Source organism: Bradyrhizobium sp. LTSP885, assembly GCF_000938305.1.
In the GTDB taxonomy this organism is placed as follows: Bacteria; Pseudomonadota; Alphaproteobacteria; order Rhizobiales; family Xanthobacteraceae; genus Bradyrhizobium.
Genome location: NZ_JYMT01000004.1, coordinates 311,964 through 329,432, shown reverse-complemented (window position 1 = coordinate 329,432; position 17,469 = coordinate 311,964). Strand labels below are relative to the sequence as shown.

At 64.4% G+C, this 17,469-nt stretch carries 15 protein-coding genes; 13 read left to right on the top strand and 2 right to left on the bottom strand.

All coding sequences use genetic code 11. From position 1 onward, the window contains the following. Positions 1-14: 14 nt before the first annotated feature. The 4 genes from UP09_RS03875 (at position 15) to ggt (ending at position 5,236) form a co-directional block, all read left to right on the top strand. Positions 15-959, top strand: a complete 945-nt coding sequence (locus tag UP09_RS03875) for an ABC transporter permease (protein WP_044536673.1) — start codon at positions 15-17, stop codon at positions 957-959. Beyond that, complete coding sequence (locus tag UP09_RS03870; RefSeq protein WP_044536672.1) at positions 956-1,768, top strand: ABC transporter permease; 813 nt, start codon at positions 956-958, stop codon at positions 1,766-1,768. Before UP09_RS03875 ends, UP09_RS03870 begins: the two co-directional genes overlap by 4 nt. Beyond that, the gene (locus UP09_RS03865) at positions 1,765-3,378 is read left to right on the top strand and encodes an ABC transporter ATP-binding protein (RefSeq protein WP_044536671.1); all 1,614 of its coding nucleotides are present in this window, start codon (positions 1,765-1,767) and stop codon (positions 3,376-3,378) included. The genes UP09_RS03870 and UP09_RS03865 overlap by 4 nt, the downstream gene beginning before the upstream one ends. Before the next feature lie 121 nt (positions 3,379-3,499). After that, positions 3,500-5,236 (top strand): gamma-glutamyltransferase, encoded by a 1,737-nt coding sequence (gene ggt, locus UP09_RS03860; protein ID WP_044536670.1) that lies wholly within the window; start codon positions 3,500-3,502, stop codon positions 5,234-5,236. Between the two features lie 42 nt (positions 5,237-5,278). Here the strand turns inward: ggt and UP09_RS03855 are convergent, their stop codons facing one another. Beyond that, positions 5,279-5,707 (bottom strand): hypothetical protein, encoded by a 429-nt coding sequence (locus UP09_RS03855; protein WP_044536669.1) that lies wholly within the window; start codon positions 5,705-5,707, stop codon positions 5,279-5,281. Positions 5,708-6,115: 408 nt separating this feature from the next. Between UP09_RS03855 and UP09_RS03850 the strand changes: the two genes are divergently transcribed. The 9 genes from UP09_RS03850 to cyoD all read left to right on the top strand — a co-directional run bounded on the left by UP09_RS03850 (position 6,116) and on the right by cyoD (position 15,284). Next, complete coding sequence (locus tag UP09_RS03850) at positions 6,116-8,611, top strand: penicillin-binding protein 1A (RefSeq protein ID WP_044536668.1); 2,496 nt, start codon at positions 6,116-6,118, stop codon at positions 8,609-8,611. Between the two features lie 113 nt (positions 8,612-8,724). Continuing rightward, positions 8,725-9,201: a DUF2231 domain-containing protein gene (locus UP09_RS03845; protein WP_044536667.1), complete on the top strand. Its 477-nt coding sequence runs from the start codon at positions 8,725-8,727 to the stop codon at positions 9,199-9,201. Next, on the top strand, positions 9,201-10,571 hold the full coding sequence (locus UP09_RS03840; protein WP_082069954.1) for a PQQ-dependent sugar dehydrogenase: 1,371 nt from the start codon (positions 9,201-9,203) through the stop codon (positions 10,569-10,571). Before UP09_RS03845 ends, UP09_RS03840 begins: the two co-directional genes overlap by 1 nt. Positions 10,572-10,621: 50 nt before the next feature. Then, positions 10,622-10,822: a hypothetical protein gene (locus UP09_RS03835; RefSeq protein ID WP_044536666.1), complete on the top strand. Its 201-nt coding sequence runs from the start codon at positions 10,622-10,624 to the stop codon at positions 10,820-10,822. A 67-nt stretch (positions 10,823-10,889) separates the two neighbouring features. Beyond that, positions 10,890-11,339, top strand: a complete 450-nt coding sequence (locus UP09_RS03830; RefSeq protein WP_044536665.1) for a PPC domain-containing DNA-binding protein — start codon at positions 10,890-10,892, stop codon at positions 11,337-11,339. A 102-nt stretch (positions 11,340-11,441) separates the two neighbouring features. Continuing rightward, positions 11,442-12,263, top strand: a complete 822-nt coding sequence (gene cyoA, locus UP09_RS03825) for a ubiquinol oxidase subunit II (RefSeq protein WP_044536664.1) — start codon at positions 11,442-11,444, stop codon at positions 12,261-12,263. Next, complete coding sequence (cyoB, locus tag UP09_RS03820) at positions 12,263-14,257, top strand: cytochrome o ubiquinol oxidase subunit I (RefSeq protein WP_044536663.1); 1,995 nt, start codon at positions 12,263-12,265, stop codon at positions 14,255-14,257. The genes cyoA and cyoB overlap by 1 nt, the downstream gene beginning before the upstream one ends. After that, a complete protein-coding gene (gene cyoC / locus UP09_RS03815; RefSeq protein WP_044536662.1) occupies positions 14,257-14,898 on the top strand; it encodes a cytochrome o ubiquinol oxidase subunit III in 642 nt (213 codons plus the stop codon). The genes cyoB and cyoC overlap by 1 nt, the downstream gene beginning before the upstream one ends. Then, the gene (gene cyoD / locus UP09_RS03810) at positions 14,895-15,284 is read left to right on the top strand and encodes a cytochrome o ubiquinol oxidase subunit IV (protein WP_044536661.1); all 390 of its coding nucleotides are present in this window, start codon (positions 14,895-14,897) and stop codon (positions 15,282-15,284) included. Before cyoC ends, cyoD begins: the two co-directional genes overlap by 4 nt. 16 nt (positions 15,285-15,300) lie before the next feature. Here the strand turns inward: cyoD and UP09_RS03805 are convergent, their stop codons facing one another. Next, complete coding sequence (locus UP09_RS03805; RefSeq protein ID WP_044536660.1) at positions 15,301-17,376, bottom strand: methyl-accepting chemotaxis protein; 2,076 nt, start codon at positions 17,374-17,376, stop codon at positions 15,301-15,303. Between the last annotated feature and the right edge of the window lie 93 nt (positions 17,377-17,469).

Here is a 17,469-nt window from a genome sequence, read left to right as displayed (position 1 = left end):
GAGGGATCGCGGCGATGCTGGGCTATCTTACGCGACGGCTGGCGATGACGATCCCGACGCTGTTCTTGGTGGCGATTGCGGTGTTCACGCTGGTGCGTCTGATTCCGGGCGATCCGGTTCAGGTGATGCTGGGCGACAACACCGACGCGGCTCAGGCCGCGCAGCTCCGCGCGCAGCTTGGGCTCGACCAGCCGGTGCCGCTGCAGTTCCTGTACTGGCTCGGCCATCTCGCGACCGGCGATCTCGGCCATTCCATCACCAACAATCTTCCGGTGTTGCCGCTGATCCTGGAGCGCTTCCAGGTCTCTGCCGTCATCGTGCTGGTGGCGGTCGGCCTTGCCGCCTGCATCGCGGTTGTGGCCGGGCTGATCGCGGCCTGGAAACAGAACAGTGCGCTCGACCTTGCGATCGTCGGCGGCGCGACGCTGCTGCTGTCAATCCCGAGCTTCTGGCTCGGCCTGCTGCTGCTGTTGCTGTTCGGCCTGAAGCTGAAATGGCTGCCGGTGATCGGCTATGTGCCGTTCTCGGAGAATTTCTGGCAGGCGGCTATGTTCATGCTGCTGCCGATCGCGACGCTCACCATCGTCGAAATCGGCGTGCTGACGCGGATGGCGCGCGCCGCCTCGATCGAGGTGCTGCGGCTCGAATATGTCACGCATGCGCGCGCCAAGGGCGTCCCGGAATGGCTGGTGCTCGGCCGCCACGTGCTGCCGAACGCCTTTGCGCCGACCTGGACGCTGATCGGGCTGGTGCTCGGCCATCTGCTCGGCGGCATCGCCGTGATCGAGACCGTGTTCACGCTGCCGGGCCTCGGGCGGCTGCTGGTCGATTCGATCTTTGCGCGTGACTATCCGGTGGTGCAGGGCTGCCTGCTATTCACCGCGGTGATCTATGTCGTGGTCAATTTGATCGTCGATCTCTGCTATCCGCTGTTCGACCCGCGGGTGGCCGTGGCATGAGATGGCGCGCCAACACCGCCATCGGCGGCACTTTGATTGCGCTGCTGCTCGGCACCGCTGTCGCGGCGGCGTTCTGGACGCCGTTCGATCCGCTGCGCATCAACCTGAAGGCGCGGCTGCAGCCGCCGTCGTCGCTGCACTGGCTCGGCACCGACGAATTCGGCCGCGACGTGCTGAGCCGGCTGATGACCGGCGCGAGCGCGAGCGTGGTGGTGGCGCTGGCCACCGTCCTGATTGCCGTCAGCATCGGTGTGCTGGTCGGCGGCGTCGCAGGTTATCTGCGCGGCTGGACCGATCGCATCATCATGGCCGTCAACGACGCGCTGCTGGCGTTTCCCGGCATCCTGCTGGCGCTCGCAGTGATGATCGTGGTTGGCGCCAACAAGACCGGCCTCGTGCTGGCGCTGGGGCTCGCCTACATCCCGTCGGTCGCGCGTGTCGTGCGCGGCACCGTGCTGTCGATCCGTGAGAGGGAGTATATCGAGGCCTCGCGCGTGATCGGAAACTCCGAATTCTATTCGATGGTCCGCCACGTGCTGCCCAACGCGATGGCGCCGGTGGCGGTGCTCGCGACCAGCATGTTCGGCTGGGTGCTGCTGGCCGAGAGCGCGCTCAGCTTCCTCGGCCTCGGCGTGCCACCGCCGGCACCGACCTGGGGCAACATGCTGGCGGCGAGCCGGCCCTATATGGAGACCGCCGCCTGGCTCAGCGTCGCACCGGGGCTCTGCATCGCGCTCACGCTGCTCGGGATCAATTTGCTCGGCGATTCCCTGCGCGACCGCCTCGATCCCAGGATGGCACACGGATGACGGCGACGTTGCTCACGGTCGATCATCTGCGCATCGAGGCCGCCAGGACCGGCGCTGTCGTCGTCGACGACGTGTCGTTTGCGATCGAGCGCGGGGAGTTTCTGGCCGTGGTGGGGGAATCAGGCAGCGGCAAGACCGCCGCGGCCCGCGCCATTCTCGGCCTGCTGCCGTCGGGCCTGCGCCATGTCTCAGGCCAGATCCGGCTCGACGGTGAGGATCTCGCTGATGTCACGCCGCGGCGCATGCGGACGCTGCGTGGCCGGGCTATCGGCATGGTGTTCCAGGAGCCGATGGTCTCGCTCAATCCGGCGATCAGTGTCGGTGCGCAGATGGCCGAGGGGCTCGTGATGCACGAGAAGCTTGCCAGGAGCGAGATCAAGCGTCGTTGTCTCGAGATGCTGGCGCGGGTGCAGATCCGCGATCCCGAACGGACTTTCGATGCCTATCCGCACGAATTCTCCGGCGGCATGCGCCAGCGCATCATGCTGGCCTCGGTGATGTTGCTGAAGCCGAAGCTGCTGTTGGCCGACGAGCCGACCACCGCGCTCGATACGCTGAGCCAGCGTGAGGTGCTCGATTTGATGGTCGAGCTGGCGCGCGATCACGGCACCTCGGTGATGCTGATCACCCACAATCTCGGCCTGGTGTCGCGGTACGCGCAGCGCGCGGTGGTGCTGCGGCAGGGTCAGGTGGTGGAAACCGGCAGCGTCCGGCAGATACTATCAGCGCCGCGCGAGGTCTATACTCGCCAGCTCGTCGATGCGCTGCCGCGGCGCCGCGTTGCGACCCCGCGGCGCGCGGCCGGCGAGCCGCTGATCAGCGTGCGCGGCCTCAAAGTGTCGTTCGGCGGGCGACAGCGGCTGTTCCGCCGCGACGCCGATGTCGCGGCGGTCGATGGCGTCGATCTCGAGATCGGCGCGGGCGAAACCGTCGCCGTCGTCGGCGGCAGCGGCTCGGGCAAGACCACGCTCGGCCGCGCCATGCTGCGGCTGATCCCGTCGGCCGGCGGCGAGATCCGCTTCCAGGGCAGGGACGTAATCGCGACCCGCGACCGCGCGTTTCGCCTGGCGTCGCAGCTGGTGTTCCAGGATCCGTATTCGTCGCTCGATCCACGGATGCGCGTCGGCGAGATCGTCGCCGAGCCGCTGCGCCATGTGCCGAACCTTGCGACAAGCGAGCGCGACCGCCGCGTCGCGGCCATGCTCGACGAGGTCGGGCTCGCCGGCTTCGCGCAGCGCTGGCCGCATGAACTCTCCGGCGGCCAGCGCCAGCGCATCGCGATCGCGCGCGCGATCGTGCGGCATCCGTCCTTCGTGGTGGCCGACGAGCCGGTTTCTGCGCTCGACATGACGATCCAGGCCCAGGTGTTGAAATTGTTCGAGCGGCTGCAAACGCAATATGGCTTTGCCTGTCTGTTCATCAGTCACGATCTCGCCGCGGTCGAGCAGGTTGCCGACCGCGTGGTCGTGATGCAGGGCGGCCGTATCGTCGAGCAGGGTTCGCGCGACGACGTGTTCGACCATCCCCAGCATGACTACACCAAGGCGCTGCTCGCGGCGGCACCGGTGCTGGATTTCGCCGGCGCGCCGGGCGCGCTGGCGTCGGGCTGAGGCGATGTCAAGGACGGAACTCGCGCGACGGCTATAGTGCGTGTGGGCACAGCCTGCTAGATTTGCGCCCTCAAATAGCAATATACGCCGCAACAATCGGCGTTGTCCGGGGGGAGTTCCAATGCGAAATCCAAGGATCGGCGCGCGGTGGATGGCTGCCGCGATCGTAACTGTTGGCGTCGCGGCCGCTGCGCCGGGTCACGCCGCATCTGTGGCGCCGGTCGCCTCCGAAAACGGGATGGTGGTTGCGGCCCAGCATCTGGCGACGCAGGTCGGTGTCGAGGTGCTGAAGCGCGGCGGCAACGCCATCGATGCGGCGGTCGCGGTCGGTTACGCGCTCGCCGTGGTCTATCCGGCGGCCGGCAATCTGGGCGGTGGCGGCTTCATGACCATCGAGCTTGCCGACGGCCGCAAAACCTTCCTCGATTTCCGCGAAATGGCGCCCAAGGGCGCCACCGCTAACATGTATCTCGACAAGGACGGCAACGTCATCAAGGGCCTGTCCACCAAGGGACATCTCGCGGTCGGCGTGCCCGGCTCGGTGGCGGGCATGGAATATGCGCGCGAGAAGTACGGCACCATGAAGCGCGCGGACGTAATCGCGCCGGCGCTGCAACTGGCCGAGGATGGCTTCGTGCTGGACCAGGGCGACATCAGTCTGCTGCTGACGGCAACCGATGATTTCAAGGACGATGCGGCCTCGGCCGCGATCTTCCTCAACAATGGCAAGCCGTTCCAGGTCGGCGAACGGCTGACGCAACATGAACTCGCCGAGACCCTGCGCGAGATCAGCAAGCGCGGCACCGACGGCTTCTACAAGGGCTGGGTCGGCACCGCCATCGTGGCCTCGAGCCAGGCCGGCAAGGGCCTGATCACGCAGGAGGACCTCGACAATTACAAGGTCCGTGAGCTTGCGCCCGTCGAATGCGACTACCGCGGCTATCACGTGGTCTCGGCGCCGCCGCCCAGCTCGGGCGGGGTAGTGATCTGCGAGATCCTGAACATCCTGGAGGGCTATCCGCTCAAGGATCTTGGCTATCACTCCGCAGAGGCTGTGCACTACCAGATCGAGGCGATGCGCCATGCCTATGTCGACCGCAACAGCTATCTCGGCGATCCCGACTACGTGAAAAATCCGCTCGACCGCCTGCTCGACAAGGCCTACGCCGCCAAGATCCGTGCCGTGATCGACCCGACCAAGGCCAGCGTGTCGAAGGACATCAAGCCCGGCGTCGCGCCGCATGAGGGCAGCAACACCACGCATTATTCGATCGCCGACAAGGACGGCAACGCGGTGTCGGTCACCTACACGCTGAACGACTGGTTCGGCGCCAAGGTGACCGCGGCGAAAACGGGTGTGCTGCTGAACGACGAAATGGACGATTTCACCGCCAAGATCGGCGTGCCGAATCTCTACGGCCTGGTACAGGGCGAGGCCAATGCGATCGCGCCCGGCAAGCGTCCGCTGTCCTCGATGAGCCCGACCATCGTCTCCAAGGACGGCAAACCGATCATGGTGGTGGGCACGCCGGGCGGCAGCCGCATCATCACGGCCGTGCTGCTGACGATGATCAACGCCATCGACTACGGCATGAACGCGCAGGAAGCCGTCGACATGCCGCGCTTCCACCAGCAGTGGCTTCCGGACCTGACCAATCTGGAGGACTACACGCTGTCGCCGGACACGCGGAAGATTCTGGAAGGGATGGGCCACAAATTAGGCCCGCCGCAGCCGGCCAATCACCTCGCGGTCATCATCATCGGCGCGCCGTCGCTGGGCGGCACGCCGGTCGGCAACAATCGCTTCTATGGGGCGAATGATCCGCGCCGCAACAGCGGATTGGCTGGAGGCTACTGATCGTCGTCGCGGGCGGGCTTCGCCGGCGGCGAGGGACTCGTATCAGGCGACGGCCGGCGACCTGCCGTCCGCTTGTTCGCCTGTGAGAAGCAGCCGCCTGCGAATCGCGTCCTCGACCTGCGCCAGCGTCTGCCTGGCCTCGCGTGCCTCGGTTTCGGCGACCTGGGCGCGAAATTCGAGTGCCGCCAGCTGGTCCTGCTGGGTCACGATGCGCTTTTGAGCCTCTTCCAGCGCCTTGGAAGCCTCTCTCAGCTTGCGCTCGGTCGTGCCGATGATGTCGAACTGTGCTCGTTCGGCGGCATCGGCCCGCATTTCGGTGGCGCGGACCCTGTCCTCGATGCCGCGGAACAGGTCCGCAGCCTGGTAGACGAGGTCGAGAGCCTGAGCGCCCGTGTTGGGCGAGGGCGGCCTTGGAAGCCCAAGGACGTTCTCGTCGGTTAAGAATGGTCTTCTGAAACCGCGCTGTGCCATGCAATTCAGCCCCGTCGCGAGAGAATTATCGGCTAACACGATGCGGCCGTTATGGTAAATGCAGGGTTAAAGGTTGCATCGACGCCGGTGATCGACCTATTCCCGCCGGTGATATCAGGAGCAGGGAGCCTCGCGCGAAAGGGGCCCTTTCGGCGCGATCCGATCGCTTCGCGCGGGTGACCCTCCACGCAACCGGGAGCGGGAATCGATCCAGCCGCCAGCTGTGCCTTTGGGACGCCCCTGATTTGGCCGCGCGCGAGCCGGGCTCTATGGCATAAGTTTGGCGTCCCACCTGCTTTAATTCTCCACCCCTGAATTGCGGGCACGCGGAGCGACCGATATACGGGACCGCGATCTGGCAGGCAGCGGGCTCAGAACGAGCCGCGCGTTCGCCATGGGAACTGGTCAATGCGATTCCTGGTGCGATTTTTCGGATTCTTGTTCGCGGCAGGGTCCGTCGTGTTCCTGGTCGGCGTGGCAGCGGTTGCCGGGCTGATCTGGCACTTCTCCAAGGATTTGCCCGACTATACGCAGCTGCAGAACTACGAGCCGCCGGTGATGACCCGCGTGCACGCGGTCGACGGTTCCTTGCTCGGCGAATTTGCCAAGGAGCGTCGACTTTATCTGCCGATCCAGGCCGTGCCGAAGCTCGTGATCAACAGCTTCCTGGCCGCCGAGGACAAGAATTTCTACGAGCATGGCGGCATCGACTACACCGGCATGGCGCGCGCCGGCCTGTCCTACATCCAGAACTACGGTTCCAACCGCCGCCCGCAGGGTGCGTCGACGATCACCCAGCAGGTCGCCAAGAACTTCCTTCTGACCAACGAAGTCTCGTTCACCCGCAAGATCAAGGAAGCCTTGGTCGCGATGCGGATCGAAAAGACCTATTCCAAGGACAAGATCCTCGAGCTCTATCTCAACGAGATCTATCTGGGTCTCGGCGCCTACGGCATCGCGGCGGCGTCGCTGGTCTATTTCGACAAGTCGGTGAACGAGCTGACGATCGCGGAAGCGGCCTATCTGGCCGCGCTGCCGAAAATGCCGGCCAGCCTGCATCCGGTGCGCAACCGGGCGCGCGCCATCGAGCGGCGCAATTATGTGATCGACCGCCTGCAGGAGAACGGCTGGATCACCCAGGCAGACGCCGACACGGCGCGCAAGGAGCCGCTCACCGTTACCAACCGCTCGAGCGGCGCGCACACCTTCGCCGGCGAATATTTCTCCGAAGAGGTCCGCCGCGACATCTTCGAGCGCTATGGCGAGAAGAAGCTCTATGAAGGCGGCCTGTCGGTCCGCACCACGCTCGATCCGAAGATCCAGGTGATGGCGCGCAAGACGATGGTGGCGGGCCTCGTGAACTACGACGAGCAGCAGGGCTACCGCGGCGCGATCAGCAAGCTCGACATCTCCGGCGACTGGGGCGTGCCGCTGGCGGACGTCAAGTCGCTCTCGGACATCTCTCCATGGCGGATGGCGGTGGTGCTGGAAAGCAACGATCAGTCGGCGCGGATCGGCTTCCAGCCGGGCCGCGAGCTCGGCGGTGCCGTCAGCAAGCAGCGCGAGACCGGCATCGTCACGCTCGACGGCGTGCGGTGGGCGAGAGTGGTCTCCGGACCGCAGAAGGGCAAGACGTCGACCTCGGTGGCGCAGGTGCTGCAACCCGGCGACGTGATCTACGCCGACCCGCTTTACACCAAGGATGGCCAGCGCGTCGAAGGCCAGTATCGGCTGCGCCAGATCCCCGAGATTTCAGGCGCGATGGTGGCGATGGATCCGCGCACCGGCCGCGTGCTCGCGATGGTCGGCGGCTTCTCGTTCGACCAGAGCCAGTTCAACCGCGCGACCCAGGCTTATCGGCAGCCGGGATCGACGTTCAAGCCGATCGTCTATTCGTCGGCGCTCGACAATGGCTATACCGGGTCGACCATGATGGTCGACGCGCCGATCGAGATCGATCAGGGGCCGGGTGGCGGCGGCGTCTGGCGTCCGGAGAACTTCTCCTCGGGCAAATACCAGGGCCAGGTCACGCTGCGCAACGCGCTGCGGCTGTCGCTCAACACCGTGACGGTGCGGCTGGCGCAGGAAATCGGTATGCCGCTGATCGGCGAATACGCCAAGCGCTTCGGCGTCTATGACGAATTGCCGAACTATCTCTCCTATGCGCTGGGCGCCGGCGAGACCACGGTGATGCGGATGGCCACGGCCTATTCGATGATCGACAATGGCGGCCGTCGCGTGAAGCCGACGCTGATCGACCGCATCCAGGACCGCTATGGCCGCACCATCTTCAAGCACGACCAGCGCGAATGCCGCGGCTGCGACGCGCCGGAAGGATGGAAGAACCAGCCGGAGCCGCAGCTCGTCGATCGTCGCGACCAGGTGCTCGATTCCATGACCGCCTATCAGATCACCGAATTGATGGAGGGGGTGGTGCAGGCCGGCACCGGCATCGCGCTGAAGGAGGTCGGCAAGCCGATCGCCGGCAAGACCGGCACCTCGAACGAGGCCAAGGATCTGTGGTTCGCAGGCTTTTCGCCGGACCTCGTCGTCGCGCTCTATGTCGGCTACGACAAGCCGCGCTCGCTCGGCAGGAATGCGCAGGCCGGTCATACCGCAGCCCCGATCGCACGCGACTTCATGAAGCTCGCGCTCGCCGACAAGCCGCCCGTTCCGTTCAAGATACCGCCCGGCATCAGGCTGGTCCGCGTCGTCGCCAAGACCGGCTCGCGGGCCGGGCCCGGCGAGACCGGCGGCGTCATCCTCGAAGCCTTCAAGCCGGGTCAGGCGCCACCGAGCAACGATCTCGTCGCAGGTACTGATGTTATCGACGGAACGCAGGCCGGGATTTCGCCGGACGCGGATCGCGCGGTGATGCGATCGGGGACGGGCGGGCTGTATTGATGCTTGAGCGCGTCCGAGCCGCGCTTTCGTTCCTGCGATTCCCGATGAGCCTTCGGGCGTCTTAGGAACCTCGCCTCCAGCGAGCCGTTGACGGCATGTCCTGGAGGCCCCTGATGCAAGACGCCACGTCAGTCGCAATAGCCGATACGTCGAATCCGGAGTCGACGGCGCGGGTCGCCCGGCACCCGATCCATGTGATGCTGGTGCCGTTTCCGATCGTGTGCTTCGTTGGCACGCTGCTGACCGACATCGCCTATTGGCGGACCGCCCAGATGATGTGGGCGGATTTTTCGGCCTGGCTGTTGTTTGCCGGCCTGGTCATGGGCGGGCTCGCGGCTATTGCCGGTCTGATCGATTTCTTCGGCAGCCGCCGCATCCGCACGCTGGCGCCGGCCTGGTATCACATGGCCGGCAATGTCGTGGTCATGCTGCTTGCGCTGCTCAATGCGTTCGTTCACAGCCGTGACGTCTGGACCTCGGTCGTTCCCACCGGATTGGTGCTTTCCGCGCTCACGGTGATCGTGATGCTGGTCACGGGGTGGCTGGGCGGAGAACTGGTCTATCGCCATCGGGTAGGAGTTGCGGATTAATGCCTGCGATTTTTGACTTCATTGATATTCGTCACCTTCAGCTCGCTGCCGGTCTTGTCGCCGTCTTGTGCCTTGCAGGCTGCGACGAAACTGCGCCAGATGCCAAGACCCAGATCGGTGCGCATCCTGATCTTCCGGCGCAGCAGCAATATTTGATGCCGCCGATGCATGTCGCTGCGGTCGTGGGATGGCAGCAGGGCGAGAAGCCGACGGTGCCCGATGGTCTTCAGGTCGACGCGCTTGCCACCGGTCTGCAGCATCCGCGGTCGCTTTACGTGCTTCCCAACGGGGATGTTCTGGTGGCCGAGTCGAAGGCGCCGGGGACGGAGCCGATCAAGCGGCCCAAGGACTTCATCATGAAGTGGGTGGAGTCATGGGCGACGTCAGGCGGCGACACCGGAGCAAGCAATCGCATCACGCTGCTGCGCGACGCTGCTGGCGACGGCAAGCCGAAGGTGCAGAGCGTCTTCCTCGATCATCTCAAGTCGCCGTTCGGCATCGCATTGGTCGGCGAAGACCTGTATGTCGCAAACACGGACGCGATCGTCCGCTATCCCTATCATGCCGGCGACACCAGGATCACAGCCCCCGGCGAGACGCTGACACAGCTCCCTGGTGGGCCGATCGATCATCATTGGACCAAGAGCCTGGTCGCGAGCCTCGACGGCTCGCTGCTCTATGTCGGCGTTGGCTCGAACAGCAATATCACCGAGAACGGCATCGAGGTGGAAAAGAATCGCGCCGCGATCTGGGAGGTCGACCGCGCAACCGGCCGATCGCGGATTTTCGCGAGCGGACTGCGCAATCCGAACGGGCTGTCCTTCGAGCCGCAGAGCCACGCGTTATGGGCGGTCGTGAACGAACGCGATGAGCTCGGCCCCAACCTCGTCCCGGATTACATGACGTCGGTCAAGGACGGCGCCTTCTACGGCTGGCCCTACAGCTATTACGGTCAGAATGTTGATCCGCGGGTGCAGCCTCAGCGTCCGGATCTGGTGGCAAAGGCGATCGCGCCGGACTACGCGCTCAGTTCGCACGTCGCGCCGCTGGGCCTCGCATTCAATAGTGGCGATGCACTCACGGCGTCCTATCGCGGCGGTGCATTCATCGGTGAACACGGCAGCTGGAATCGACCGCAGCTCAACGGTTACAAGGTCGTGTTCGTCCCGTTCGCCGACGGACATCCAAATGGCCCGGCACAGGATGTCGTGACCGGCTTTCTGAGCAAGGATGAGAAGTCACGCGGCCGTCCGGTCGGATTGGCGATCGACAAATCGGGCGCCCTATTGATCGCGGACGACGTCGGCAACACCGTTTGGCGCGTCACAGGGACGAGCCGCCAGCCAACGCAAGCCTCGAGCAGACCCTGACCAGACGTTTCGCACGGGTGGTCCGGATCGATTGAACCAAGGAGACGGCAATGGGATTGGCGCAATATTCGGTGATCGCCGTTGAAGGCGATTGGGGCGTGCTGCATGACGGCAATCTGAGCAGTGGCTACGCCACCAAGGAGGCGGCGTTCGAATCGGCTGCGGCGGCCGCGTCGCTCGCGATACGCCAGGGGCACGAAGTTCACGTCAGTGTGCCGGCGCGAGAGGCCCTGACGCAACGCGCGAAATGACCTTCGTCGATCAGCCTGCATCGATCAGGCTTGGCGTCCGCCACAACGACCATAGAGAAGGACTTTTATGAAAGCCAAGCTTGTCGCCGACAAGGCGGGCGGGAGAACGCATGTTGTCGTTCTGGATTCGGGTGAGGAAGCCTTCACAACCCTCACGACGATCGCAAGAAATTTGGGAATAGCGGCCGCGTCCCTGACCGCGATCGGCGCGTTCGAGAAGGCGACGGTCGGCTGGTTCGATCTCGAGCGAAAGACCTACAAGAAAATTGAGGTGCGGGAGCAGTGCGAGGTGTTGAGCGCGATCGGCGATGTCGCAATCGCCGATGACGGCCAGCCGGGCCTGCACGTGCATGTCGTTCTTGGGCTCTCTGATGGGACCACCCGCGGCGGTCATCTCCTCGAAGCGACAGTCCGTCCGACTCTCGAAGTCGTGATGACGGAGACGCCGGTGCGGTTGCGGCGGACGAAGCGGCCGGAACTGGGGATTGCGCTGATAGATCTCGGAAAAGACGGCTAAGCCTCCCGGGGCTGATTGAGCCGGCCAAGCGCATTTTTTTCGGGAACCGGAAAGTTCCGGCGACGTTGACTGCCCTGCAGACGTTTGGGGCGGCGTCAATCCATGAACATTTTTGATCCCCAAGGCCCGGTTGCTGCGGCGGAGCGGACGATCCTGGTGGATTCGGTCGCGATCATGCTTGCGATCGTGTTGCCCACGATCGCCGCCATTCTCGGCTTCGCTTGGTGGTATCGCGCCTCCAACCGACGGGCGCAGTACCAGCCGGATTGGGCGTATTCCGGCCGGCTGGAATTGGTGGTGTGGGCGATCCCAACGCTCACCATTATCCTGCTCGGTGGTGTCGCCTGGATCGGGGCGCATCAGCTGGATCCGGCCCGTCCGGTCGAGGGGACCGGGCCGCCGCTGAGAATTCAGGTGGTCTCGCTCGATTGGAAGTGGCTGTTCATCTACCCCGATCAGCGGGTGGCCAGCTTGAACGCGCTGACGGTGCCTGTTGGGTCTCCCTTACAATTTGAATTGACGTCGTCGAGCGTCATGAACGCGTTCTTCATCCCGCAGCTCGGCAGCATGATCTACACCATGAACGGGATGGTGACCCGGCTGCAGCTTCGGGCTGACAATGAGGGCACCTATCAAGGGCTGTCCTCGCATTTCAGCGGCGACGGCTTTCCCGGCATGATGTTCGACGTCCACGTCGTCTCGCAGCTGTCGTTCACGGACTGGGCGTCGAAGGCCGCCGGAAGCAATCAGGCGCTGAACGCCGAGAGCTACGGCAAACTGGCGCGTCAATCGATCGGAGATGCCAAGGTTACCTACCGGCTGGATGACCCCTTGCTGTTTCAGGCGGTGGCCACCCAGCATATCCCGGCAGCGCCCGGTCCATCACCGGACCAGCAAGCTCAAGTCTCGCCACGGAGTCCCTGATGTTCGGCAAGCTCAGCTGGTCAGCCGTCCCGCTTGATCAGCCGATCCCCATGGCGGCCTCGGGCAGTGTAGCCCTGGTCATCCTCGCAGTGCTCGCCTGGATCGTGCTTGCCGGCCATCTGCCGTATCTCTGGCGGGAGTGGATCACCAGCGTCGATCACAAGCGGATCGGCGTGATGTACACGCTGCTTGCCACGGTCATGCTGCTGCGCGGCTTTGCCGACGCGCTGATGATGCGGGCCCAACAGGCCGTCGCGTTGCACTCGCAGGGCTTTCTGCCGCCGGAGCACTATAATCAGATCTTCTCGGCGCATGGCACGATCATGATCTTCTTTGTCGCGATGCCGTTCGTGATCGGCTTGATGAACCTCATCGTGCCGCTGCAGCTCGGCGTCCGCGACGTCGCGTTTCCCACCCTCAATTCCGTCGGCTTCTGGTTGACGGCAACCGGCGCGCTGCTCGTCAACATCTCGCTTGTGATCGGCGAGTTCGCGCGGACCGGATGGTTGCCCTATCCCCCATTGTCGGAGATGACCTATTCGCCGGGCGTGGGCGTCGACTATTATCTCTGGTCGCTGGAGATCTCGGGTGTCGGAACGCTGGTTGCCGGCATCAATCTCGTCACCACGGTGCTGAAGTTGCGCACCAAGGGCATGACCTATTTGCGCATGCCGATGTTCTGCTGGACCACGCTGGCCTCAAATCTCCTGATCGTCGCGGCGTTTCCGATCCTGACTGCGACGCTGGCGATGCTGATCCTCGACCGCTACCTCGGCTTCCACTTTTTCACCAACGAGGGCGGTGGCAATGTCATGATGTTCATGAACCTGATCTGGGCATGGGGCCATCCCGAGGTCTACATTCTCGTCCTGCCCGCATTCGGGATCTTCTCCGAGGTCGTGTCGACATTCTCCGGCAAGGCGCTGTTCGGCTACCGTTCGATGGTGCTGGCGACCATGGCGATCTGCGTCATCTCGTTCATGGTGTGGCTGCATCATTTCTTCACGATGGGCGCCGGGCCGAACGTCAATGCGATCTTCGGCATCGCCAGCATGATCATCGCGGTGCCGACCGGCGTGAAGATCTACAACTGGCTGTTCACGATGTATATGGGGCGGATCCGGTTTACGACACCCATGCTGTGGTCGATCGGCTTCATGGTGACCTTCCTGCTCGGCGGCCTCACCGGCGTCCTGGTCGCGGTGCCGCCGGCCGATTTCCTGCTGCACAACAGCCTGTTCCTGGTGGCGCATTTCCACAACGTCATCATCGGCGGCGTGCTGTTCGGTGCGTTCGCCGGCTACACCTACTGGTTTCCGAAGGCGTTCGGCTTTCGCCTGCATGAGGGTCTCGGCAAGGCCGCGTTCTGGTGCTGGCTGATCGGCTTCTATGTGGCGTTCATGCCGTTGTATGTCGTCGGCTTGCTCGGGATGACGCGTCGCATGCAGCACTACGACGTTCCGGAATGGCGTCCCTGGCTGCTGGTCGCATCGGTCGGCGCCATCATCATTCTGATCGGGATCGCGTTCCAGATCGCGCAGCTCGTGGTCAGCATTCACCGTCGCGAGGAATTGCGCGACCACACCGGCGACCCCTGGGATGGCCGATCGCTCGAATGGGCGACGGCATCGCCGCCGCCGGTGTTCAATTTCGCCGTCACGCCCGACGTGAGCGGGGAGGACGCTTATTGGTCCATGAAGGAGCGCGCACGGCGCCAGGGGACGAGCGACGACAGCGTTGCCTACACGGACATCGAGATGCCGCGGAATTCGCCGACCGGATTTATCTGTGCGTTCTTCGCGACCATCATGGGGTTCGCGCTGATCTGGCATATCTGGTGGATGGTCGCAGCCGGCGCAATCGGCGCCTTCGCGACCTTCGTCGCTTTTGCCTGGCGCGACCACGATGAGTACGTCATCGCGGCTGATGATGTGGCGCGGATCGACCAGGCCAATCTCGCCGAACGGCGCGCCGTGATGAGTGGAGCAGGCTAATGGCGACAGCAGCAGTTGCACACGCCGATCCGCATCAGTTGCGTGGCCTGGCCGCCGCGGCGGAGCATGCCGGGCCGGCGCCCAAGCGAATCGTGACCGCCTACGGCTTCTGGATATTCCTGCTCAGCGACATCATCATGTTCTCGTGCTTTTTCGCGGCCTATGCGGTTCTCTCGGGGCAGACCGACGGAGGGCCGAAGGGATCCGAGCTGTTCGACCTCCGCTCGGTCACCGCGGAGACGGGATGCCTTCTGTTGTCGAGCTTCACCTGCGGATTGGCCAGCATCGCCGCCGACGAGCGCGAGACGACGTTGTTCCAGTTGGCCATGGCGCTGACCTGCGCGCTGGGCCTGGCGTTCCTCTCGCTCGAGCTCCGGGAGTTCGCAACCCTCGTTGCCCGCGGCGCGGGACCGTCGCGCAGCGCCTTTCTCTCGTCGTTCTTCACCCTGGTGGGGTGTCACGGCCTGCATGTGTCGGCGGGCGTGCTGTGGCTGCTGACCATGATGGCGCAGGTCACGGCCAAGGGGTTTCGCGCCGACATCAGGCGCCGCATCGTGTGTTTCGCGCTGTTCTGGCACGCGCTCGACATCATCTGGGTGGCGGTCTTCTCGGTGGTCTACCTGCTCGGAGCCGGTCAATGAGCGATCAGTCCCTGGAATCTCATGCGACCGATGTCGCGCCCGGCGATGAAGGCGAAGGCCGTGTCCGGACCCGCATCCTCGGTTACGTCGTGGGCTTGGGCCTTGCGATCGTGCTGACCGCAACGTCGTTCTTCATCGTCGGCACGGATCTCGTGTGGCAGCCCAGCATTCCCGTCGCGATCGTCGTGCTCGCGATCGCCCAGATGGGCGTGCATTTGGTGTTCTTCCTGCACATCACGACCGGACCCGACAACACTAATAACGTGTTGGCACTGGCATTCGGCGTCCTGATCGTCATCCTCGTGATCGGCGGCTCGCTCTGGATCATGGCGAATTTGAACGCGAACATGATGCCGATGGATCAGATCATGCAGATGCAGCGGTAACAATAGTCGCAACGTCTCAGGCCGTCCGCACCGCGCCGAGAAAGCGGCCGACCTCGAGTTTGAGCCGCCCGCTTTCGCTCGAAAGCGACTTGGCCGCGGCGAGCACCTCTGCGGAAGAGGCCCCGGTCTCGCTGGCTCCGCGGCGCACGTCCGCAACGCTGGTGGAAACCTGCTGAGTGCCGTGCGCGGCCTGCTGCACGTTGCGGGAGATTTCCCGCGTCGCGGCGCCTTGCTCCTCCACCGCGGATGCGATCGTCGATGCGATCTCCGACATTTTGGCGATGGTGTTTCCGATCTCCTTGATCGCGCCGACGGATTCCTGGGTGGCGGACTGAATTCCGCTGATTTGCTGGCTGATCTCGTCGGTCGCCTTGGACGTCTGCTCGGCCAGCGCCTTGACTTCCGACGCCACGACGGCGAAGCCGCGCCCCGCATCGCCCGCGCGCGCCGCCTCGATCGTCGCATTCAGCGCCAGAAGATTGGTCTGCGCCGCAATCGTGTTGATCAGTTCGACAACGTCCCCGATGCGGGCTGCGGCCTTGGCCAATTCGCCGACGCGATCGTTGGTCTGATGGGCCTGTTCGACGGCGGCTTTCGCAATCCGCGCCGAGTCGTGAACCTGACGGCTGATCTCGTCGACCGACGACGTCATCTCCTCCGTGGCCGAGGCCACCGACTGGACATTGGTCGACGCCTGTTCGGAGGCCGCGGCAACCGTGGTGGCGAGCTCGCTTGAGTGCTCGGCGGTTGCCGAAAGCGCGTCCGCCGAGGCTTCGAGCTTGCTCGAGGCTGATGACACGACATTGACGATATCGCCGACCACGGCCTCGAATTCGCGGGTGATGCTGTCCACACGTTGCCCGCGCTGGATCTTGGCTTCCGCCTCCAATGCGGCGGCTTCGTCGGCACCCTTCTTGGCGATGAGCGCGTCCTTGAAGACCTGCAACGAGCCCGCCATCGACCCGATTTCATCGTCGCGGCCGGTTGATGGAATGCTGACGTCGTGGCGGCCGGCGGCAAGTTGACCCACGGACTCCGTCAGCGTCGCCAATGGGACGATCACGCGACGACGGAGCATCACGGTGACGCCGGCAAGCACGCCGAGCAGTGCCAGTACGGCCGCGCCCGCGAGCATGAGCATCAGCAACGCATCCTCGCGCGCAGCACCTGCGCGATCCGCGGCCTCGGCGAGCGCCACGTCGCGCAGACCGAGAATGGTCATGAGCGCCGGGACGGTTCCAGCAGCGAGCTCCTCGGTGGTGATGCCGAATTTGCCGTCGCTGCGCCCCGCCGGCAGTTCCTTATCGACCACAAGTGCCGCACGTCCGAAATAGGCGTCGGACGCCTCCTTGAACACTTTCGTCAGCCGGGCCGGATTGCCGAGCTGATCGATGCCGGCAACGATTCTCTCGCGGTCCACCTCGACGCGGCCCTGGCTGCGATCCATCGTCGAGAGCTCGGCCGCGGTCAGGACACGGCGCGTGCCGACCGCGGCCGACATCGTGGCCGCGCGGCTGCCCGCCGAAACGCGCAGGTCCTGCGCGGTGCGGGCGATGTTCAACAGCGCCGTCAGCGATGCGTCGGCTGCGGCGACCTGGTTTTCGAGGCGATTCAGGATCGGGTCGATGGTCGCGGTGACGTCGGCAATACCAGGCAGAAAGCCTTTTGTGACGTTGGGGTCGCGCGCGCTCAGCGGGACGGCAAGCGCGCGATCGGTGGCCGTGCAGAGATCATCGAGCTTGCTGGCCGCCTGCCTCAGGCCGTCCAGGATGACGGCGCTGTCATTGCTACCGCTGACGGCGGCACGCGCCTTCGCAAACACCACCTCTGTCGCCTGCCTGAACTTGGTGATGGTTTCGAGCTGTGCCGGCGTGGCGGGACCGTCCTGAAACAGCGGGCTGAGATAGGGCGCGCGGATGCCGGCGACCTGCTGGCCGGCGGCCAAGACCGTTCCGAACGCCTCGACCGCCTTGATCGCCTCGGACTTCCCCGCAAATGTACGGGCCTGCGGAATGAGAACTTCGGTGCCGAGGATGACGGTCAGCACCGTCACCGACAGCATCGACATTGCAAAGAGCCGACTGATGCGCATCGTCCAAATCCATTGGGTTTTCGATTTTTGATAGACTTATTCAAATCGGACTAAGATCGCATTAACGATTGGGGCGCGTGCGATCGTGGGCGC